The sequence below is a fragment of the Sandaracinobacter neustonicus genome (assembly GCF_006385875.1).
Taxonomy (GTDB): Bacteria; Pseudomonadota; Alphaproteobacteria; order Sphingomonadales; family Sphingomonadaceae; genus Sandaracinobacteroides; species Sandaracinobacteroides neustonicus.
This window is the reverse complement of sequence record NZ_VFSU01000005.1, coordinates 1-20,528: the sequence shown is the minus strand read 5'-3', so window position 1 is coordinate 20,528 and position 20,528 is coordinate 1. Positions and strand designations below refer to the sequence as shown.

Below are 20,528 nucleotides of genomic sequence, written 5' to 3'. Positions count from 1 at the left end.
CCCGCGTCGTTTTGCGCGCAGCGAAGATGTCGGCGCCTATGCCGGGCTGGTACCACGACGTAGCCAGTCAGGCGAACGCGATGTACGCGGCAACATTTCCAAGGCGGGCGATCCGATGCTCCGGCGATCACTCTACGAGGCCGCGAACATCATGCTGTGCCGCGTGCAGCGCCCATTTGCACTTCAGCAATGGGGGCAGCGCATCGCAGAATCGAAAGGCAACAAGCGCGCCAGGATCGCGGTTGCCCGCAAACTGGCCGTGCTGCTCCATTCGTTATGGCTGAACGAGACGGAGTTCCGCTGGACATGAAGCCAGCGCCCTTCTTCCCGGTAAGCCATGCCAGGGTGATCTCGCCCGGACTGTAGAGGCCATAACCTCGAGTTGGACCCAGAGACACCCACCCTTTTCGCCCGGCCGCGATCATGAAGGCTCGGACACAACGCCCTCACAGGCCGCCCGATGACCTCGAAGACAACCATTGGCACCGGGAAAAGGAATGCCCATGCGAAAATCAATTAGACAACCAGTCCGGCTTGAACGCGACCTGGCGGACGTGCCGCACGTCTGCCCAGCGGGACGCGATCTTCTCGGCGCCTTTGGGGCTGCCACCGTGGATCAGCACCATGTCCGGGTGCTTGGCGTGCGCCTGATCGAGGCGGGCCCAGATGGAGCTGTGATCGTCGCTGTCGCCTCCGGAGAACACCACCTTCGGGCCTTCCGGCAGCAGGATTTGCGATTTGGCGCGCTGCCGGGCCATCAGGAAATCACGGCTGTCGATAACGGCCGATGTCAGATTGCGGTGATTGACCATGGAGCCATTGCGCGGACGCCAGCATGATCCAGTGTGGCGTTCATACTGGTCGGCGGCCTGATCGCGCATCAGCTCGAAGGCGTCGCGCCGTTCCAGCATCGTCTGGCCTTCGGCAAGCAGCCTTTCCAGTTCAACGGAGCGGATTTCGCTGCCATCCTGATCGCGCTGGCTCTGGCGCTGTGCCTGTTCATTGTCGTCGAGCTCGCGTTCGATGCGGTCGGCGGCCCGGTGGAACAGGTTGACGGTCGACCATAGCAGGCCCTCCAGATCTGGTTCGAGCCTGGTGTCGTCGAGCGTCGCCACCAGTGCATCGAAGATGTCGGCAACGGCGCCGGCGACGCGGTATCCTTCGGGCAATGGCCTTGGATCAGGTTCGTCGGAGAATGGGCGATAGCCGAACAGTTGCAGCTCCTCCAGCACATGGGCGGTGGACGTGATGTCGGGTTGATGCGCGTGCGAATGGTCCATGGCGGCGCTCCTTTCCGTGGCCGCGCCTCTCGCGGCCTTCGTGGCGAGCGGCTCGCCGGCGGCTGGCCCGGACCTGCACCCGGACGCCTTCGTCCGGGCCGGAGCGCAGCGGAGGATGGCGAAGGCGGGCTATTTTGAATCGCGATGGAAAGCGGGCCCTCAGGCCCGCGCCGGAAAATAGTCCGCCGCAGCCATTGCCGGTCTGGGGCAGTTGCCGGCCCCTCGCCCTCGAGAAGGCCGGGCGCGGCTATCGAAGTGGATGTGCCATGGGCAGAACCAGCAACCACACGGACGATACGGTGTCGTCAGAGGGTGTTAGCGATCAGGCGTTCGGCATCTTCGGCGGCAAGCTGCGTCTGCAATGCGTCCCGGGTTCCGGCCAATCCCAACATGCAAAGGTCGTCGTTGAAATCGTGCCGGCGGGGCGACAGCGAGATGATCTCGATTGGACTGTCTGACAGGCGTGACGCCAAGCGATCACGGGCATGCAGGCCGGCGGCATCGCGGTCATGGGCAATGTACAGGCGGCGAATGCTGGCCGGTGGATCAAAGGCTGCCAGATGTGCAGCTGAAAGACAGGCCGTTACCGGCAGGTCCGGCAGGGCTGTGCGGATGGACAGCATGGTCTCGATGCCTTCGCCTACGGCCATGATCTCATTGACGGATCCGAACCGGACGCCATTGCCAAGCAGATGGCCCATAGCGCGCCTTGGTGTTGCGAGGGGCGCCTTGTCGCTCCCGTCGCGTTGCAGCCATGTGCGATGAATGCCGGTGATGTTGCGGCGATTGTCGGTCACTGCCGCCAGCATTGCCGGCCATCGTTCGGTCGGATTTTTGCTATCGGGGCGGTAATAGCATTCCGGGTGAAACCGCAGCGTTGTCGATGGTGCATCCGCGACGATGCCACGTCCTCGCAGATAGGTTGCTGCCAGCGTGCCTTCGATCGGTCGCGCCATGGCAAAAAGGTGCAAAGCTGAGCGTAGCGAATCTGAAACGCCGGCTTTGGCCTTTGAGATTTTTGCTCGTCGCGAGACATCAGGCGGGACGGTATCCGGCAATGAGAGGAACCGCCGCGCTTCTGCCATCGCATCAGTGAACCCATTCACGCCACGCGCCTGCTGGATCACATCGATAAGGTCGCCATGCTCTCCTGTGGCGGCGTCGGTCCATTTGCCGGCTGGCCCCTTCGGCCCATCCGCCAGTCGCACGAACATGGAGCGGCCCGGTTCGTTGCGGACATTGCCCACCATCCAGTAGCCGCCCTGCCGCCGTCCGTTCGACAGATATTGGCGGCAGACCGCTTCCGCTCTGTCGGCGAGTTCGCGGGCAATGTCTCTGGCGGATATTGCCATACATGCCTCCAGAAAAATGGCCCGCCGTTGCCAGCGGGCCAGTCGCAGTCAGGAAGTGGTTACTCGGCAGCCTGGGCGTGGGGCAGTTCGTCCGCCATATCTTCGGCGCTTGCCTCATCTGCATCCATGGCCGGTTCGCCGTCCTTCACCGCCGATTCCTCTCCCGCGGGTTCGGTCGTGCAATTGTCGGCTTCCACTTCATTCTCCGGAGCATCCGACCTACCACGCGTCCGGAGAATGGAAGGCAGCCAGCCGCTGTCTGCCAACAGGGTTTCCGCTTCGGCCGCCATCTCGCCCTTCTTCAGATGTGCGATGCGATCAGCCGCCGCGGCTCCCCTGGCCTCGGTCACGGCTTCCCGGATACGGGCCTTGGTCACCCGCCCGAAAAAGCCGTCGACCGTCGGCTTCCATCCAAGTGCCGCCATGTCGAGCCCGACCGACTGCGCCAGCTGATCTGCGTGTGCCAGCGCGCGCGGGCGCCTGTTCCATGGCTCCTGCACCGCGTTGACCGACTGGCTGACGACATGCGCGAACAGGGCAGACTGGCTGTCGCCATCCCACGCCTGCAACGCATCCCACAGCCCGTCAGACTCCTTCGGCAGAGCTTGGGCCCACGCCTCATGCCGGGCGCGGATGGCTTCCGCCGACACGCTGTCGTTCAGACCGGGTGCCTGCGATCCAAACGTCACGCTCTTCAGTTCCAGCTCCAGACAGCTGTCCGACCCGTAGTGGTAGAAGGTGCGCAGGGTCAGTGCATGGAGTGCCGCCAGGAACGCGATGTCGGGACGGTCCTCCAGCATGTGCCGCAGCCCGAGCGTCCGATGCGCCGTCAGTTCGGAGATGAGCCGGTCGGACATCGGGGCAAGACCGTCTACATCATCATCTGCCTGGTCAGCGCTGGCAGCTCCGTCAGCACTAACGTCGACTGTTTCCGCATCGCCGGACGTGATGGTGTCATCCGTGCCATGCGTTTCTTCAGCGTCAGCAACGGGCAGCTCGTCTTCGGGCCGGACGTATCCGCGCTCGATTCTCAGCTCGCCGTTGTTGGCAATGCTGATGAACGCGCCAGCCCGCGCAATTTCATCCGGCTCGAACCGAATCGGTCGCGCATCCAGCATGTCCAGCTTCTGCTCCAGTTCGCCAAGCTGCTCGTCAATCTCGTCCGGCAGTTCATCATAGTCGGCATACTGCTCGGTCAGTTCGTCAAACGTCGCCTGACACTCTTCACGCTCGGCTTGTTCGTCCGGCGTCATCGGCACCTGCTCACCGCGCACATGCCGCAAGCCATATTGGTGGCCATACGGAAAGTCCGGCGCGGCTTCGACCCACTTCCAGCCTTCACCGCCCACGCTGGCTGCGGCTTCGTTCAGCTTTTCCGCCACCATCAGGTCGACCAGTTGCACGTCCTGCAGCCAGCCCCCTTCGTCACCCTGGAACAGGTCGCGCATGACGGTGCCGCCGGCCTCCACATAAGCGTCGATGCCGATGAACTTCGCCCGCCGGTCCGACGCCCTTATGGCGTTCTCGGTCAGCATGCGGCGGATGGCGTAGGGCTGCTTGTCATAGCCCTGGCTCATTCGCTCGAACACCTGCTCCTGCCGTTCATGGTCACAGGAGACGGTGAACGCCATCAACTGGTCGAGCGCGATGCCGTCTTCAGCATAGATGTCGAGCAGGCGCGGTGACACCGACGCCAGCTTCAGCCGCTGCTTCACGACGGCCACGGGCACGAAGAAGGCGGCCGCGATCTCCTCTTCGGACTGTCCCTTTTCACGGAGGGCAAGGAACGCCCGGAACTGGTCGAGCGGGTGCAACGGCGCGCGCTGCACATTCTCGGCCAGCGAGTCTTCCTCGGCGATCCCGCCTTCCCGCACGATGCAGGGCACGGGTGCAGTCTTCGCCAGCCGCTTCTGCTTCACCAGCAATTCCAGCGCCCGGTAGCGGCGGCCGCCAGCCGGTATCTCGAACCGGTCGGTCGCATTGCCATCGTCATCGACGACGGCGCGCACACTCAGGCCCTGCAGAAGGCCCCGGCGCGCGATATCGCCCGCAAGCTCCTCGATCGATACACCGGCCTTCACGCGGCGGACGTTCGACTGGCTCAGTTGCAGCAGGTTGAACGGAATGTCGCGAGAAGCCGCAAGGCTGATCTTCGTATTGGTGTTGGCCATGGTCATCACTCCACGACGGGCGACCGGAAGACCTTCTCCCAACCTCAAACCCGTCATGAAACCAGCGCCGCCCTCTCACTCGAGGACGGCGCTGGGAAAGCTGGAAAGCCAGCGTCAGACAGTCAAGGCGAATGGGTCGACCAGTTTGTGGATTGGCTGTGCCCGGCCCATCCAGGGCTCAGGCCGTATCGCCCGGGCCCAGTCGGCGAAGCCCGGAATATGTCCGAGATCTTCGATGACATGCTGTTCACCGATGAGGCGGACAGGCACTGCTCGCCCGGTTGACAAGTTCAGAACCGGCCCGAAAAAACGTTCCAGCATGAAAATGCCCTCTGCGTGATGCCGCAGCGCGCGATGGCGAAAGTCCGCCGTTATGGATTTCGATTCATCAAACCACTGGTGCAGCGGCAGAAACTCCTCCGCCGTACCGCCCCATTTCCGAACTGACGAGAGGGCGTGGTGATAACAATGTCCCATGACGCCCTCCCTCACCACTGATGGCTGAAGGACTCGATCGCCGTGTAGCGCTCGCTATAGTCCAGACTGATGGTGCGTTCCGTCACATCCAGAACGAAATCTCCGAAAGCGCCGTCGTTGTTTTCCCACCCGGCGTGTGTTTGCCGAAGCAGGTCGTAAGCCAGATCCTCGATGGCAGCTGCAAGTGAATGTTCCTTGGTGACAATCGCACCGGAATCGCCACATCTCGCTATTTCACTCAGCATAACCATGCAGTTCGGTAGTTCGGCTACGGTATCTCCGATCAGCGCGTTTACAGATTCCACCTGACCGCTATCGCCATACCCGTCGAAGCAGATAGTGACGCAGGTAATGTTGTGTGCGGCCAGCAGGCTGAAGATTGCAGCGTGATTGTCTGGCCGGAGTTCAGCGGAACGGATGTCGTCCTCACGAAGCTGGGCAAGGATCGATTCCCAAGCACATTCTGCGGCCACCTGGCGCCTTTCGACAGTTGTGATGTCGGCCATTTCTTATCTCCACGACGGGTGGCCGGAAGACCTTCTCCCAGCCTAAAATCCGTCATGAAACCAGCGCCGCCCTCTCACTCGAGGACGGCGCCGATTGGGGATGTGGGGCGCAACCTAAGCCGCGAAGTCGAGCAGCTTCTTCGCCTTGCCCTCCATTTCAAGCCGCGCATCCTGGTGCGTCTTGCCCCTTGCCATGGCCGTGATGCCCTGCACGAAGTCGAAGATGCTTTCGGGTTTTCGGCCTTCCTCGGTCAGAACGCTCTCAATGATCCGGGTCGTCTCGCCCTTGGAAAAGCCGCGCTTGCGCAGGAAATCCTGCCGGTCATCATCGCTGCGGGCGACAATCCGTTCCCGGGCGCTCTTGATGCCGTTCAGGAATGGCGTGGGTGAAGAGTTGGCGAAGCGCGTCAGTGCCGGTGCCGCCTCCTGTGCAAAGCGCGATGCCGCATATTTGGAGTGGCGGATCGTGATCTCCTCGAAATCCTCCACACCCCAAAGATTGCGGTTCTGGCAGACGGCACGGAGGTAGAAGCTTGCCATCCCCAGCGTCTTCGCCCCCACTTCGGAATTCCAGCAATAGAACCCCCGGAAATAGAGATCGGGCGAGCCATCGGGCAGCCGGCCAGCCTCGATAGGGTTCAGGTCATCGACGAGGAACAGGAATGCATCCCGATCGGAGGCATAGAGCGTGGTGGTATCCTTGGAGACATCGACGTTCGGATTGTAGATGCCGGTCGACCAGTCGAGCACGCCCGGCACCTTCCAGCGCGTGTCGCCAGTGCCGTTACCGGCAATCCGCTGCACAGCCGACACCAGTTCATGGTCGTGAATACGGCCATAGTCTGGGCCGGTCACCGCGCGCAGTTCAACACGGCCATCCTCGATTTCCAGGGTCTTCACCTGCTCGGCACGATGGGACTTCAGCCCATATTGCAGATTGATCGCCGCCAGCGGCGCCGGAAGCTGTCGCAGATAGGAGGACGGCGCGCCGACCAGGCTAGCCAGTTGCCCGAAACTCCAGTGCGTGGGCGCAACGGGGCGCTCGTTCTCGGGAAGCAGTAGCGTCAGCCGCTCGGGATCATCCCGCGAGGCCTCGACCCGGATCGCCGCGCTCTCGACCGTCCGCGTCCGGCTATGGTCGCTGCGGCGCTTCACGCTGGCGAACAGTTCTGACAGCGACAAATATCGCTCGTCATCCGGCCGCGAGAACCATTCGGACGACACCCGCCCGACTCGCTCGCCACGGGACACATCCACCTTGTAGCCGCCATTGCGCGCCGCCGGCGCCATCACATCCATGTCCAGCATCACCCATCTCCGCGACAGGCGCCGGAAAACTCCTCCCGGCTCTCAACCCGTCAAAAACGGGAAGCGAAGCTCTGACTCTGACAACCGCATGCCTTTATTGCATGACCGAAGTCAGGGACGTAGGCGCAGCCACGGCTCGCCATCATGCTTGCGCATCCAGCCATCCGCCCCGCCCGCCAGAGCAGCAATAACGGCCTCACTGGTTGGCCCGAATTCCATTGATAACAGGGTGCTTTCTGCCGCTCCCAACTCCTGATAGTCTTCACTGGCGTAGGAATTCAGGAATGCATCCAGAACGCGCGGCTCGCCATCCCGATCTTCGAAATCCACGATCCAGTAATCTGATGTGCGTGTTGCGCGGGCGGTGGCGTCGGCTACGCCATACCCGGTCCTGAGCCGGCTACAGATATCCTGCACCGATAGATGGGTGGGCAATACAGCCTGTGTTTCCAATCCCATGGTCAATCTCCAAACTGATGGATAACGGGAGGATGGCGCGGCGGCAACCCGCCCCACTTCACCCCAAAACTACCCGATTCCGGCACACCTCTTCCTCTACGAATGACAAGACCGCCTGTAGATGCCTGAGTAGTCGAATTGAATCACTTGGCCCCATCGTTGGCATACTGGCCCTAATCAGCCTGTCCGACACCCGTCCCAAGCAGGCCTGCAATCTCGTCCGATGTGCGGTCTATGGCCAGCTTAACCGCCTCATCAATATGCACATATCCCTGTGTCACATTCTGTGAGGCGTGCCCCAGCATCGCCCGGATGGTCAATTCGGAAAAGCCGAGTTCTCCTGCCATGCTCCCGAACGTATGTCTCAAGGTATGAGGCGTAATTCCCGTTATGCCTGCGAGATGGCAGACCCGTGCAAGACAGGATTTCACAGCTGTGAAAGGGCCATCGGTAGAAGCTGACGGAAAAACGTAGGGATTTCCTTCGATCGCCCTCTGCGCATGCAGCACATCCAGTGCCCGCTTGCCAATTCCGCGCATCTGCATCCCACCCTTGGTGTCAGGAAATGACACATAACCACGGTCTGCATGTATCCAGGCACGTTGCATAGCCTGCGCCTCCTCCCGCCGATAGCCGGTAAGCAGCAGCGTTCTCACCACAGCTAGCGCGACCGGATTTTCCCCATTCTGTTCGGCAACTGACAGCGCTTTGCCAAGGGATATGATCTCGGGAGTACTCAGGCGTCGCGTACGCCTCTTGGTTGCAAGTTTTTTCGCTCCCCGCGTTGGATGATCGGCAAGCATTCCTTTGTGTTTGGCATGGCCCAGCACTGCTTGAAGCGTGGCAAGTGATCTGGCTGCCGCGCCGGGGCCGCCGGTGGTTTTCCCGCCTCTACCGGGTCGTCGTGCCGTCGCGGTCTTGCCCTGCAGAATGCTCGACTGCATGGCCTCAACGTCGCCAATGGTCAGTTTCGCGGCAATGCGTTTTCCCAGCAAGGGCTTGATGTGAACCCTGATGCGGCTCTCATCCATATCCAGCGATGACGTTTTCAGCGGCCGCCCTCGCCTGCCGAGAATTCGACCGGCACGGGCTTCCAGAATGTACCAGTCGCATAATTCGCCCACTGACATCGCATTCTTGGCCTGGCGGGCAATCTCGTCCGGATCTTCTCCGGAAGCCAGCATCCCCAGCTTTACCCTTGCCATGTCGCGTGCCATCTCAGTGGTCAGGACACCATAGCGACCCAGCCTGATGCGGCGTGTTTCACCTTTCTGGTTGCGATACTGGAGGACGAAGGTCTTCAGCCCTGACGGTAGAACGCGGACCCCGAACCCACGCAGCTCGGAGTCCCACAGGAAAGATTGCCCTTCAGGAAGGGGCTCAAGGGCATCAACGCCCCTCTTGGAAAGCTTCGCCATATCGCCTCCCGGCACCATCTGCTTACATTTTCACTCTCATATCATAATGTAAGCATAATGTAAGCAGATGGCGTCAAAATCGGGGAATTATTAGAGCGTTCTGGCGTAGACTGAAGTTTATATCTATCTCATATATAGTTGTTTTTCGGTAGTTTGGATATCATAGCGCAGAGGCACCCCAATTTTCGTAATGATGGGGTCAGGTGTTCGAGTCACCTAAGCGGCACCAGTTTTTCACAGGAATTTGAATGAGTTATCGCCCGAAAGGGCAAGCCGGAACTGCTTCCCCAGCCGCCCGATGGTTCCGGGGAAGCAGGGGGGAAGCAAACGGCATGAATCGGCACCATTGGCGACTTCAGGCCCTCCAAGAGGCGAAAAATTTGGCTCGCGGCTTGCATGGTCCGAAAATATCACCCCATCGCTGATGCGCCAAGCTCGATCCGTGTAGTTTTTGCGCAAGCGGCGCAGGTGTCCTTGTCCGTCTCATATCCGCCCGATTGCCGCCCTCTTCTCTCTGTGAAGACCGCTGTACCTGTGGGTCGTTGAGAGTGAGAGCTTTGCTTTCCGTCTGTTGACGGGTTGAGAGCCGGGAGGGGTTTTCCGGTGCCTGTCGCGGAGACGGGTGATGGTGGACATGGCTGTGATGGCGCCGACGGCGCGCAATGGCGGTTACAAAGTGGATGTGTCCCGTGGCGAGCGGGTCGGGCGGGTGTCGTCTGAGTGGTTCGCGCGGCCGGATGACGAGCGATATCTGTCGCTGTCGGAGCTTTATGCCAGCGTGAACCGGCGCTCGGAACGCAGCCACACCCGAACGGTCGAGAGTTCCGCGGTCCGGGTGGAAGCGTCGCGCGATGATCCCGAACGGCTTGCCCTGCTGCTGCCCGGCAGTGACCAACCGGTTGCCCCCACGCACTGGAGCTTCGGCCAGCTGGCCGGGCTGGTCGGCGCGCCTGCTTCCTACCTGCGGCAGCTTCCGGCCCCGCTGGCGGCGATCAACCTGCAATATGGCCTCTCCTCGCATCGTGCCGAACAGGTGAAGACGCTGGAGATTGCAGACGGCCGGACCGAACTCCGCGCGGTAACCGGGCCGGACTATGGCCGCATCTTCGACCATGAGCTGGTGGAAGCCGTGCAGCGGATTGCTGGCAATGGCACCGGTGATACGCGCTGGAAGGTGCCGGGCGTGCTCGACTGGTCGACTGGTATCTATAATCCCAATGTCGATGTCTCGAGGGACACCACCACCCTCTACGCCTCCGACCGGGACGTGTTCCTGTTTCTGGTGGACGACCTGAACCCCATCGAGGCGGGCAGGCTGCCAGACGGTTCGCCTGATCTCTATTTCCGGGGGTTCTATTGCTGGAACTCCGAGGTGGGGGCGAAGACGCTGGGGATGGCCAGCTTCTACCTCCGGGCCGTCTGCCAGAACCGCAACCTGTGGGGCGTGGAGGATTTTGAAGAGATCAGCATCCGCCACAGCAAATATGCCGCTTCGCGCTTCGCACATGAAGCCGCCCCGGCGCTGACCCGCTTTGCGGAGTCCTCGCCCATGCCGTTCATCAACGGCATCCGCCAGTCCCGCGAGCGGATTGTGGCCCGCACGGACGAGGACCGGCAGGACTTCCTGCGCAAGCACGGGTTCTCGAAGGCTGAGGCGGGCCGGATCATCGATACGGTGCTGACCGAGGAAGGCCGCAAGCCCGAGAGCATCTTCGACTTCGTGCAGGGGATCACCGCCATCGCGCGGGGGAAGGTGCATCAGGATGCGCGACTGGATCTGGAGGGCAAAGCGAAGAAGCTGCTGGAACGGGCAGTGTAGTCCCGGCTGGAGATCATGTTTGCGGCGCCGTCCTCGAGTGAGAGGGCGGCGCTGCCTTCATGACGGGTTTGAGGTTGGGAGAGCGTCTTCCGGCTGCCCGTCATGGAGTGAAGATCATGGCCAACGCCAAAGCGAAGATCAGCCTTGCCACCTCGCGCGACATTCCGTTCCAGCAGCTGCAGCTGAGCCAGGCGAACGTCCGCCGGGTGAAGGCGGGCGTGTCGATCGAGGAGCTTGCAGACGATATCGTGCGCCGCGGGCTGTTGCAGGGCCTCAGCGTCCGTGCGGTCGTCGATGCCGACGGCAACCCTACCGACATGTTCGAGATCCCGGCGGGTGGTCGCCGCTATCGGGCGCTGGAACTGCTGGTGAAGCAGAAGCGGCTGGCGAAGACCGCACCGGTGCCCTGCATCGTGCGGGAAGGCGGCATTGCCGAGGAGGACTCGCTGGCCGAAAATGTCCAGCGCGCGCCGTTGCATCCGCTCGACCAGTTCCGCGCATTTCTGGCGCTGCGGGAGAAGGGACAATCCGAGGAGGAGATTGCAGCCGCCTTCTTCGTGCCAGTGTCGGTCGTGAAGCAGCGGCTGAAGCTGGCATCGGTGTCGCCGCGCCTGCTGGCTATCTATGCCGAGGATGGCATCGCGCTCGACCAGTTGATGGCGTTCACCGTGTCCGGCGACCATGAACGGCAGGAGCAGGTGTTCGAGCGGATCAGCCAGGGTTACGACAAGCAGCCCTATGCCATCCGCCGGATGCTCACTGAAAACGCCATCCGCGCCGCTGACCGGCGGGCGCAGTTTATCGGCGTTGACGCCTATGTGGAATCAGGCGGCACGATCCTGCGCGACCTGTTCCAGGGTGATGAAGGCGGTTGGTTGCAGGATGTGCAACTGGTCGACCTGATGGTCGCGGAGAAGCTGAACGAGGCCGCCGTCACTGTTGGACAGGAAGGCTGGAAGTGGATCGAGGCTGCGTCGGACCTGCCTTACGGCCACAACTATGGCCTGCGGCATCTGCGCGGCGAGCAGGTGCCGATGACGCCGGAGGAGGAAGCCGAGCGTCTGGCCTGCCAGGCGTTGTTCGATAAACTCAACGAACAATATGCCGATCATGATGAACTGCCGGATGAGATCGACGAACAGCTTGGCGAGCTGGAAAGCAGGCTGGACCGGATCGATGCCCGGCCGATCCGGTTCGACCCGGATGAGGTGGCGCGCGCCGGTGCGTTCATCAGCATCGCCAGCGATGGGGAACTGCGGATCGAGCGCGGATATGTCCGGCCGGAGGACGAACTGCCGGCTGTCGCCAGCGATGAAGCCGCTGGTGCAGATGATACTGGTGCCACCGACGCTACCGACGTTGCTGATCCACATGCTGACAGCGCTGGTGAGCCGCTGGACCGCGAGGAGGACGATGCCCTTGCGCCGATGTCCGACCGGCTGATCTCCGAACTGACCGCCCATCGCACGCTCGGGCTGCGGCATCTGTTGGGGGATCGGCCCGACATCGCCTTTCTGGCGGCGCTGCATGCGCTGACGCTGCGGACCTTCTACCATTATGGCTCCGACAGCTGCCTGGAGCTGGAGCTGAAGAGCGTGACGTTCGGGCCGCAGGCTCCGGGTCTGAACGACAGCGTATCGGCAGACGCCATCCGCACCCGGCACGATGCCTGGGCCGAGGCCCTGCCGAGGGACTCCAATGGCCTGTGGGACGTGTTGCAGACATGGGATGGCGACAGCCGCTCCGCCCTGTTCGCGCATGTCGTCAGCCAGTCGGTGAACGCCGTGCAGGAGCCGTGGAACAAGCGCCCGCGGGCGCTGGCGCATGCAGACCTGCTGGCACAGTCGGTCGATCTGGATATGGCGGCATTGGGCTGGAAGCCGACCGTCGACAGCTTCTTCGGCCGGGTGACCAAGGCCCGCATCCGGGAGGCCGTGACCGAGGCGAAGGGCATCGTGGCAGCCGACCGCATGGCGCATCTGAAGAAGGGCGAGATGGCGGCCGAAGCTGAAGCGCTGCTCGCCGATAGCCACTGGCTGCCTGTGATCCTTCGCACACGGGGAACAGTGCGGGATGCAGCGACCAGCGATACCGGCGGCATTGAACCCGCCTGCGCAGAGACGGCGGCAATCGACGGCGAACCGGCCATGGCGGATGACGACACACTGGCGGAAGATCCCGCCGACGACATGCCCCACGCCATCGCCGCCGAGTGAGCCACCGCTGACATCAACTGGCCCGTCGGCAACGGCGGGCCAATTTTCTGCCAATTTTGTGGAGGTGCGCCATGGCATCCACTGCCCATGATCTGGCCCGTCAGCTTGCAGATCATGCCGAAGCTGTCTGCCGCCACTATCTCTCGAATGGACGACGCCATGGGGGATATTGGATGGTCGGCAATATCCGCAATGCTGCTGGCAGGTCGATGTTCGTGCGGTTGCACGATGGACCAAAAGGCCCGGCCGGCAAATGGACCGATGCCGCCACCGGGGAGCATGGCGACCTGCTCGACATCCTCCGCAGCAGCTGTGGGATCGGCGCATTCGCGGACGTGCTTGCTGAAGCCCGGCGGTTCCTCGCGCTGCCGGAGACTGAGCGACGTGGTGCAGCAAATCTCCCCTCCGCCCGCAAATCTGGCAGACGATCTTCAGACTCTGTTAGGGCAGCCTTGCGCCTGCTTGCCATGACCCGACCGGGCAAGGGGACACTGGTCGACACCTATCTCCAAAGCCGCAGCATAGACCCATCGTCCGCTGGCGGCACATTGCGGTTCCACCCGCGCTGCTACTATCGGCCCGAAATCGGCCCCACCGAACAATGGCCGGCGATGCTCGCGCCAGTCACCGACAACAGGGGGCGGATCACCGGCGTCCACCGCACATGGCTGGCGCGCGACGGATCGGGCAAGGCGCAGCTTGCCACACCCCGACGCGCGATGGGCGATCTGCTCGGCCATGGCGTCCGCTTTGGTGCCGCGTCAGATATCCTCATCGTCGGCGAAGGCATTGAGACAATGCTGTCGCTCCGCCGCATTCTGCCGGAGATGCCGGTGGTGGCAGCACTCTCCGCCGCGCATGTCGCCGGGTTCATACCGCCTACAGGGCTGCGAACGGTCTATGTCGCCTGTGACCGCGATCCTGCCGGTCAACTGGCAAGCCAACGTCTGATCGAGCGGGCGATGGCAGCTGGTATCAGGGCCATGTTGCTGTCGCCGGTGCAGCGCGATTTTAACGATGACCTCCATGTCATCGGTCCCTGCGCAATGAGGGTGGCATTGCGGGATCAGATGGCAGCCGCCGATGCCGGGCGCTTCCTTCCCGAGCCTGCGTAATCGCCGATACCGCCTGTTGCAGGTTGGCATTTGCGCCCCAGTCTGTTTGCTATCCCACCATGTGCCACGCCCCGGCCTTCCAGAGGGCGATCTGGCCGACAGCCGGGCCGGACCGGCAATAGCTCCGGCGGACTATTTTCCGGCGCGGCCCCCGGGGCCGCTTTCCATCGCGAGGCAAAATAGCCCGCCTTCGCCATCCTCCGCTGCGCTTCGGCCCTCCCGCTCCGCGTCCGGGTGCAGGTCCGTCCCGACCACCGGCTGTCCTCGCCATGAAGGCCGCGAGAGGCGCGGCTCAGGGCAGGAGCAACAGCCATGGAGCGTAACCGCAACCCCGCACTGCCAGAGGCGACCACCGCCACCGGCCATATCCTCGAAGAGCTTCAGCTGTTCGGCTATCGTCCTTTCTCTGACGAACCCGATCCCCGCCCGCTGCCCGAAGGCAACCGGGTCGCCGGAGCCATAGCCGACATCTTCGATGCGCTGATCTCCACGTTCGAGGACACACGGCTTGAACCCGATCTGACCGATCTGCTCTGGTCCACCGTCAACATGTTCCACCGCGCCGCCGAACGCATCGAACGCGAGCTTGACGACAATGAACAGGCGCAGCGCCAGAGCCAGCGCGATCAGGATGGCAGCGAGATCCGTTCGGTCGAACTGGAGCAGTTGCTGGCTCAGGGCCAGACCATGCTGGAGCGCCGCGATACCTTCGAGTTGATGCGCGATCAGGCCATCGACCAGTATGAGCGCGAGACCGGTTCGGCATGGCGTCCCCGCAAAGGCTCAGTCCTGAACCACCGCAAGCTGACAGCAGCCATCATCGACAGCCGGGATTTTCTTGCCGCCCGCCAGCGTGCCAATACGCAGATCCTGCTTCCCGAAGGCCCGAAGGTCGCATTTTCCGGCGGCGACAGCGAAGACCATCACGGCATCTGGGCCAGGCTGGATCAGGCCCATGCCAAGCATCCCGACATGGTGCTGATCCACGGGGGCAGCCCCAAGGGTGCCGAAAGGATCGCGTCCCGCTGGGCCGACAGCCGCCAAGTCCCACAGATCGCATTCAAGCCTGACTGGACCAAGCACGCCAAGGCCGCCCCGTTTCGGCGCAACGACCAGATGCTCGATGTGCTGCCCATCGGGGTTATCATCTTCCCCGGTACTGGCATCCAGGACAACCTTGCCGACAAGGCCCGCAAGATGGGCATCCCGGTGTGGCGGGCGACATGATCGCCCGTTCATGCTATCATTGCATCGCGCCATGGAGGTGGTGGCAGGCGCGACTGTTCGAACCGTTCTGACGGGGGACCACGACCATGCCGTTCGCACTCATTCTCCTCGCAATCGTCGCCGTCGGGGCGATGTGCTGGCTGCTGTTCACGTTCGCGGTGTTCGCACTGCCGCTGTTCGCGGGTGTGACTGCCGGTGCATGGGCCTATGGCACTGGTGCCGGATGGCTCGGTGCCGTCGTTGTTGGTTCAGCTGCGGCTGCGTTTATATTTGCCATCGGGCATGTGCTGCTGACGCGGCTGCAGCCCTTATGGACTCGCGTGCTGGTTGCGCTGGCGTTCGTCGCGCCGGCCGCTGTGGCCGGCTTTTACGCGACCCATGGGATCGTGCGGCACGCCATGCCGTCCGAAGCATGGCAACTGGCGTTCTCGCTGATGGGTGCAATCGCAGTTGGAGGCGCGGCGCTGGCCCGGCTGATCGCACCAACGCCGCCCGATCGCACTGGGCTGCATCTTCCGGCATAGCGTTGAGACGGCACGCGGAGTCAGGGGAAGTTGACGTTTGCATCCTCGCCGTCAGAGTTGCGCATGGCTGGAGGGAACAGTCGCGCGCCAGTTCCGCAAAGCCCGACTCCACCCTCTAGGCATTGGAACCGGAAGAAATTGAGTCGGACACCAGGCACCGGAGGCAGGGGCGTTTTGTGGGGCCGGGAAGTGGGTCATCCATCCCCCGTCTGGCTTGGTGGATGATCGAACGCGCAACCTCATAACTGCATCTTCTGTCTGGCAGGAGGCCAGGTTCTCCGGTCTCGCTATTCCTGCCACGCACCATGGGGCCTCTCCAACGGCGTGATCTGGCCGAAGATCGGCTTCGCCTCGGCAGCTTCAGGCACAACAGTTACCTCAGAACTTTCTTCCCCTGTCGGCCCCCACCCCATGCGACCGGTCGCATGGGGACCCCGAGGGCCGCCATTCCTCGCGGGGCAAGAAACCCCCTCCTCCACTGTCCATGGCCCTGCGGATGCGCCAGCCACCGTCTCCGGCCGGTCGATACGCCATCGAGGTCGCAATGGTGCGGGCTCGACGGAACAAGGACAGGAGATACATCATGGCCACCATCGGCACGTTCAAGAAGACCGCAGACAATGAGTTCAGCGGCGAAATCGTCACCCTCAGCGTCCAGGCGAAGGGCGTCCGGATCGTCCCCGACACCCGCGCCACCGGCGAAAACGCCCCCAGCCACCGCGTTCTGGTGGGCCGCGCCGAAATCGGCGCCGCGTGGACCAAACGCTCCCACGAAGGCCGCGAATATCTGGGCCTGAAGTTGGACGACCCTAGCTTCACAAACCCCATCTACGCCAACCTGTTCGACGACGAGGACGGCGAAACGTTCAGCCTCATCTGGTCCCGCCCCAGCCGCCGAAACGGCGACTGACAGGCAGCAGACCCCGCCTGGGCAACCGGGCGGGGTTTTGTATGGCGGCTAAGTCGGGCGGTCCGGTCAGTCGGCTTTCGGGCCCAGCTGCTAATAAGTTGCCCCTCGCTCAGATTGCTCCGCAAGCGTCAGCCAAGTCGGGCGGTCCGGAACGGCAGCTTAGCGGACGCTAAAACGGGATGGCGGTCAGCCACCGAAGGTCGGATCATTTGGCCGCGCCTGCTTCGGGCTGCAGCGATCTACCTACACCGCGCATCGCAACAGTTGCCAGCAAAAGCATGAGGCTGGCTATTCCCATCAACCAGATTGGTTCTTTCGGAAAAGCGAAGTTCATGATTGTTCCCATTGCGGAGGAAACCAGCAATTGAGGGAGCACAATGAACATATTGAAAATCCCCATGAAAACACCGAGTTTTGCCTGAGGCAACGCGGACGAGAGGATCGCATAGGGCATTGTGAGGATCGATGCCCAGGCAATGCCGATCAGAATCATCGGAGGAATGAGCCAGTCTGGATCGCGGATCAGCAGGAAAAGACCGAAGCCGACCGCTCCGGCCAGCAACCCGGCCATATGGGTACGGCCGCGCCCGATGCGATGCGCGATCTCGGGCAGGGCAAAGGCATAGAGAGCCGCAACACCATTATAGACACCGAACAACACGCCGACCCAGTCGGCTCCGTCATTGTAACTGTGGCTTGCTGCATCAGCGGCGCCGAACATGTAGCGGGTAACGATCGGCGTAGTGTAGATCCACAGGATGAAGAGCGCGATCCAGGTGAAGAACTGGACAACCGCGAGCCGCTTCATCATGGGCGGCATCTGCACCAGATCCGATACGATCCGCGTAACTGGCCCCGCCCTGCGCCCTGCCAGGGCGTGACGGCGGGTGAATTCCTGCAAGCCGCCATAGGCAAGCAGCGCGCCGCCCAGAATATAGACCGGCTTATCCAGCTGGAACTGTCCCACGCAGATGATCACGATGGCGCCGACGGTGACCCACCAAAAACCGTTGAGCGGGACGGCCAGTGGTTCGTCATGGGAAAGGGAGGCATGTGCACCTTCGAAGCGGCGCATCTCGTCCGGTGAATATTCGCGGGTGGTGAACACCGTCCACAACACGGCGACCATCAAGGCACCCGCTCCAATGTAGAAGGCAAGCCGGACAGAGAGCGGAATTTCGCCCGGGGGCGCAACATTGGAAACACCAAAGATGCGGGTGAGGACGGTAGGCGCGAGGCTGGCAGCGACAGCACCAGCGCCGATGAACACCGTCTGGAAGGCATATCCGGCAGTGCGCTGCTGTTTCGAAACCATGTCACCGACGAACGCGCGGAACGGCTCCATCGCGATGTTCAGCGAGGCATCAAGAATCCACAGCATGCCTGCAGCAAACCAGAGCGCATGCGAGTTTGGCATGCCAACCAGCGCGAGGCTCGCCAGGATCGCGCCGGCCAGAAAATAAGGCCGGCGACGGCCCAGAGGAGACCATGTCCGGTCGGAAAAATAACCGATGATCGGCTGAACCAGCAGACCGGTGACGGGCCCGGCAATCCACAGAAAGGCGAGATCATCAATGGAGGTGCCGAGCGACTGAAATATGCGGCTGACGTTGGCGTTCTGAAGCGCGAACCCGACCTGGATGCCAAAGAAACCGAACGATAGGTTCCACAGGCCCCAGAAACTGAGCCGCGGTCGCTCTACGCGCTGCGTTCCATTGGGGCGCCCGACGCTCCCGGCCATATCGTCCGATTCCATGTCCTGTCCCTCCCACCGCAAGACGCTCGCGCGACGTACGTACACGCGAGGCTGGCGCGATTTGGGCCGGCTGACAATGGCCTGCGAGGTGGCTTCAGATGGTTCCGCAGGAACGGCGAACGACGAGCCTCGTCGACAGCATTGTGTCTGGTACTGGAAGGCCTTCCAATTGTGCGCGGACAGAATCGACGAGCATCTGCCCGGCAGTCTGGGTGTCCTGTACCACGGTGGTAAGTGGTGGACGGGTGCTGACTGCGGCAGGGATGTCGTCAAAGCCGGTGATCGCGACGTCCTTCGGAACTGATAGGCCGCGCTCCTCCAACGCCCGCATCGCGCCGATGGCAATCAGGTCTGACGCGGCGACGATGGAATCGAACTGGAGACCGGTCTCGATCAGCGCGCGGACTGCGGCGGCGCCAGCGTCTTCCGTCGTGATCGCATCTGCCTGCAACGGGGGAGAAAGCCTGGCTTCGGAAAGGGCTTCAGCAACTCCCTGAAAACGTGCGAGAAACTCCGGATAGTGGCTGGAGGCGTGGCCCAGGAAGGCGATCCGTTTGCGCCCCAGCGCGATCAGATGCCGGGCAGCCATCTCTCCGCCAGAGCGATTATCGGAGCCGATGGTCGTACCAAGCCCCCGCAGCGATTCGGCTGCCTCCACAGAGCCCCATCGCGCAAACCGCGTGCCTTGCGCCGACAGTTGGGCGACACGTTTGCGATAGATTTCCCAGTCTCCATAGCCCAGTAGGATCAGGCCGTCGGCTTTGTGGCTGTCCTCATAATCCATGTGCCAGTCGTCCGAGAGCTGCTGAAAGCTGACAAGCAGATCATAGCCGGCGCGCTTGGTCGCGCGGGTGATGGAACCGAGCATCGCCACGAAGAACGGATTGATGAGCGATTCGTCGGCCGTGGGGTCTTCGAAGAACAACAGAGCTAGCGTGTCCGAGCGGCGCTTGCGCAGCGAGGATGCTGCTTTGTCGACCTTGTAGTTCAACTGCCGCGCAATGGCTTCGATACGTTTCCGGGTCGCTTCAGACACCATCGGTGATCCAGAAAGCGCGCGGCTGACAGTCGGCTGCGTAACGCCGGCAAGATGCGCGATATCGAATGATGTGGGCGCGCGGTCAGGGCGGATGGAGGCCGTAACACCTTCATCCTTTGCCGTTTTTTTATCCGCTCGTGTCCGCTCTGGCACGGCTGCTCCCACCGCTTTTTCGCATACGTATGTGCATTTCTTGAACCAAAATGGCCTGCGGCGGAAGATGGCAGTGCAAATCAAATAATGAAATGCTGATCGGTTCCAGGCCCACGGGAGGGCATGCCGAACCGGCCGCGAGGGATTGGGGAGACTATCATGGAAGCGTTGCGTGAGGGGCCGCGTGCTGCCCCGATTTCGGGTTATGCCTGCCGCAAGTTCGGACCGCTGGCGAGAGTGTCCACAGGTGCAATGGCTCTTGCGCTTGCAACCGGAGCGGCCGCCCAGCAACCGCCGGGCGTGGCAGACGAGGACATCATCGTCACCGGATATCGCGCCAGCCTGGCCAACGCGATCGCCGAGAAGAAAAACTCCGACCTGATTGTCGAGAGTATCTCGGCAGAAGATATCGGCAAGCTGCCGGACACCTCGATTGCTGAATCCATTTCCCGCCTGCCGGGGCTCGCCACCCAGCGCGAAGGCGGGAGGGCGCGCAATATCTCGATCCGCGGGCTTGCGCCTGATTTCTCGACCACGTTGCTGAACGGGAGGGAACAAGTAACGACAAACGACAACCGGGGGGTCGATTTCGATCAGTTCCCCTCGGAAATGATCAGCCAGGTCAATGTGTATAAAACGCCATCCGCCAATCTGATCGGCGCGGGGCTGTCCGGCACGGTGGACCTGCGCACCGCGCGCCCGCTGGATAAGGACAAGCGCACCATCGCGCTGGGCGCGCGGGCCGAATTGCTGGACGCCAGCCGGTTGAACCCGGATTCCAGCAAATGGGGCTATCGC

General features: G+C 62.3%; 18 protein-coding genes. 8 read left to right on the top strand and 10 right to left on the bottom strand.

The features are described 5' to 3' along the window. The coding region (locus tag FJQ54_RS00580) for a transposase (RefSeq protein WP_140926316.1) at positions 1 to 310 on the top strand (310 nt) is incomplete at its 5' end. A 202-nt stretch (positions 311 to 512) separates the two neighbouring features. Here the strand turns inward: FJQ54_RS00580 and FJQ54_RS00575 are convergent. The 8 genes from FJQ54_RS00575 to FJQ54_RS00540 form a co-directional block, all read right to left on the bottom strand. Next, a complete protein-coding gene (locus FJQ54_RS00575) occupies positions 513 to 1,280 on the bottom strand; it encodes a DUF2493 domain-containing protein (RefSeq protein WP_140926314.1) in 768 nt (255 codons plus the stop codon). Between the two features lie 305 nt (positions 1,281 to 1,585). After that, entirely contained in the window at positions 1,586 to 2,632 is a 1,047-nt protein-coding gene (locus FJQ54_RS00570; protein ID WP_140926312.1) for a DUF7146 domain-containing protein, read from the bottom strand. A gap of 59 nt (positions 2,633 to 2,691) precedes the next feature. Continuing rightward, positions 2,692 to 4,803 (bottom strand): ParB/RepB/Spo0J family partition protein, encoded by a 2,112-nt coding sequence (locus FJQ54_RS00565; protein ID WP_140926324.1) that lies wholly within the window; start codon positions 4,801 to 4,803, stop codon positions 2,692 to 2,694. Between the two features lie 114 nt (positions 4,804 to 4,917). After that, positions 4,918 to 5,280: a DUF6915 family protein gene (locus FJQ54_RS00560; protein WP_140926310.1), complete on the bottom strand. Its 363-nt coding sequence runs from the start codon at positions 5,278 to 5,280 to the stop codon at positions 4,918 to 4,920. A gap of 11 nt (positions 5,281 to 5,291) precedes the next feature. Further along, positions 5,292 to 5,786 carry a DUF6878 family protein gene (locus FJQ54_RS00555; RefSeq protein ID WP_207790330.1) on the bottom strand — a complete coding sequence of 165 codons (495 nt, stop codon included), beginning with the start codon at positions 5,784 to 5,786 and terminating at the stop codon, positions 5,292 to 5,294. Between the two features lie 114 nt (positions 5,787 to 5,900). Beyond that, positions 5,901 to 7,094 carry a DUF932 domain-containing protein gene (locus FJQ54_RS00550; protein ID WP_140926308.1) on the bottom strand — a complete coding sequence of 398 codons (1,194 nt, stop codon included), beginning with the start codon at positions 7,092 to 7,094 and terminating at the stop codon, positions 5,901 to 5,903. Between the two features lie 111 nt (positions 7,095 to 7,205). Then, positions 7,206 to 7,553 (bottom strand): hypothetical protein, encoded by a 348-nt coding sequence (locus FJQ54_RS00545; protein WP_140926306.1) that lies wholly within the window; start codon positions 7,551 to 7,553, stop codon positions 7,206 to 7,208. Positions 7,554 to 7,726: 173 nt separating this feature from the next. Continuing rightward, positions 7,727 to 8,971, bottom strand: coding sequence for a tyrosine-type recombinase/integrase (locus tag FJQ54_RS00540; RefSeq protein WP_140926304.1), 1,245 nt, complete (start codon positions 8,969 to 8,971; stop codon positions 7,727 to 7,729). A gap of 634 nt (positions 8,972 to 9,605) precedes the next feature. Here FJQ54_RS00540 and FJQ54_RS00535 point away from each other — a divergent pair. The 6 genes from FJQ54_RS00535 to FJQ54_RS00510 all read left to right on the top strand — a co-directional run bounded on the left by FJQ54_RS00535 (position 9,606) and on the right by FJQ54_RS00510 (position 16,782). Then, the gene (locus FJQ54_RS00535; RefSeq protein ID WP_408006005.1) at positions 9,606 to 10,790 is read left to right on the top strand and encodes a DUF932 domain-containing protein; all 1,185 of its coding nucleotides are present in this window, start codon (positions 9,606 to 9,608) and stop codon (positions 10,788 to 10,790) included. A gap of 116 nt (positions 10,791 to 10,906) precedes the next feature. Beyond that, a complete protein-coding gene (locus tag FJQ54_RS00530; RefSeq protein WP_140926301.1) occupies positions 10,907 to 13,006 on the top strand; it encodes a ParB/RepB/Spo0J family partition protein in 2,100 nt (699 codons plus the stop codon). A 71-nt stretch (positions 13,007 to 13,077) separates the two neighbouring features. Continuing rightward, positions 13,078 to 14,121 carry a DUF7146 domain-containing protein gene (locus FJQ54_RS00525; RefSeq protein ID WP_140926299.1) on the top strand — a complete coding sequence of 348 codons (1,044 nt, stop codon included), beginning with the start codon at positions 13,078 to 13,080 and terminating at the stop codon, positions 14,119 to 14,121. A gap of 312 nt (positions 14,122 to 14,433) precedes the next feature. Continuing rightward, positions 14,434 to 15,348: a DUF2493 domain-containing protein gene (locus FJQ54_RS00520; protein ID WP_140926297.1), complete on the top strand. Its 915-nt coding sequence runs from the start codon at positions 14,434 to 14,436 to the stop codon at positions 15,346 to 15,348. Between the two features lie 86 nt (positions 15,349 to 15,434). Next, positions 15,435 to 15,872 (top strand): hypothetical protein, encoded by a 438-nt coding sequence (locus tag FJQ54_RS00515; protein WP_140926295.1) that lies wholly within the window; start codon positions 15,435 to 15,437, stop codon positions 15,870 to 15,872. A 583-nt stretch (positions 15,873 to 16,455) separates the two neighbouring features. After that, positions 16,456 to 16,782 carry a DUF736 domain-containing protein gene (locus FJQ54_RS00510; protein WP_140926293.1) on the top strand — a complete coding sequence of 109 codons (327 nt, stop codon included), beginning with the start codon at positions 16,456 to 16,458 and terminating at the stop codon, positions 16,780 to 16,782. A gap of 205 nt (positions 16,783 to 16,987) precedes the next feature. On the opposite strand, the gene FJQ54_RS00505 is transcribed toward FJQ54_RS00510, so the two are convergent. After that, positions 16,988 to 18,538: an MFS transporter gene (locus FJQ54_RS00505; RefSeq protein ID WP_235890250.1), complete on the bottom strand. Its 1,551-nt coding sequence runs from the start codon at positions 18,536 to 18,538 to the stop codon at positions 16,988 to 16,990. A gap of 94 nt (positions 18,539 to 18,632) precedes the next feature. Continuing rightward, a complete protein-coding gene (locus FJQ54_RS00500) occupies positions 18,633 to 19,670 on the bottom strand; it encodes a LacI family DNA-binding transcriptional regulator (RefSeq protein ID WP_140926318.1) in 1,038 nt (345 codons plus the stop codon). A 360-nt stretch (positions 19,671 to 20,030) separates the two neighbouring features. On the opposite strand from FJQ54_RS00500, the gene FJQ54_RS00495 reads away from it, so the two are divergent. Then, positions 20,031 to 20,528: TonB-dependent receptor plug domain-containing protein (locus FJQ54_RS00495; protein WP_408006004.1), on the top strand; the 498-nt coding region annotated here is incomplete at its 3' end.

Excerpts from the sequence above, each read along its gene's own strand:
- FJQ54_RS00545 (WP_140926306.1), bottom strand. The coding sequence starts at position 7,553 with ATGGGATTGGAAACACAGGCTGTATTGCCCACCCATCTATCGGTGCAG.
- FJQ54_RS00565 (WP_140926324.1), bottom strand. The coding sequence starts at position 4,803 with ATGGCCAACACCAATACGAAGATCAGCCTTGCGGCTTCTCGCGACATT.
- FJQ54_RS00510 (WP_140926293.1), top strand. The coding sequence starts at position 16,456 with ATGGCCACCATCGGCACGTTCAAGAAGACCGCAGACAATGAGTTCAGC.
- FJQ54_RS00560 (WP_140926310.1), bottom strand. The coding sequence starts at position 5,280 with ATGGGACATTGTTATCACCACGCCCTCTCGTCAGTTCGGAAATGGGGC.
- FJQ54_RS00570 (WP_140926312.1), bottom strand. The coding sequence starts at position 2,632 with ATGGCAATATCCGCCAGAGACATTGCCCGCGAACTCGCCGACAGAGCG.
- FJQ54_RS00540 (WP_140926304.1), bottom strand. The coding sequence starts at position 8,971 with ATGGCGAAGCTTTCCAAGAGGGGCGTTGATGCCCTTGAGCCCCTTCCT.
- FJQ54_RS00535 (WP_408006005.1), top strand. The coding sequence starts at position 9,606 with ATGGCTGTGATGGCGCCGACGGCGCGCAATGGCGGTTACAAAGTGGAT.
- FJQ54_RS00530 (WP_140926301.1), top strand. The coding sequence starts at position 10,907 with ATGGCCAACGCCAAAGCGAAGATCAGCCTTGCCACCTCGCGCGACATT.
- FJQ54_RS00550 (WP_140926308.1), bottom strand. The coding sequence starts at position 7,094 with ATGCTGGACATGGATGTGATGGCGCCGGCGGCGCGCAATGGCGGCTAC.
- FJQ54_RS00525 (WP_140926299.1), top strand. The coding sequence starts at position 13,078 with ATGGCATCCACTGCCCATGATCTGGCCCGTCAGCTTGCAGATCATGCC.
- FJQ54_RS00520 (WP_140926297.1), top strand. The coding sequence starts at position 14,434 with ATGGAGCGTAACCGCAACCCCGCACTGCCAGAGGCGACCACCGCCACC.
- FJQ54_RS00515 (WP_140926295.1), top strand. The coding sequence starts at position 15,435 with ATGCCGTTCGCACTCATTCTCCTCGCAATCGTCGCCGTCGGGGCGATG.
- FJQ54_RS00575 (WP_140926314.1), bottom strand. The coding sequence starts at position 1,280 with ATGGACCATTCGCACGCGCATCAACCCGACATCACGTCCACCGCCCAT.
- FJQ54_RS00555 (WP_207790330.1), bottom strand. The coding sequence starts at position 5,786 with ATGGCCGACATCACAACTGTCGAAAGGCGCCAGGTGGCCGCAGAATGT.
- FJQ54_RS00505 (WP_235890250.1), bottom strand. The coding sequence starts at position 18,538 with ATGGAATCGGACGATATGGCCGGGAGCGTCGGGCGCCCCAATGGAACG.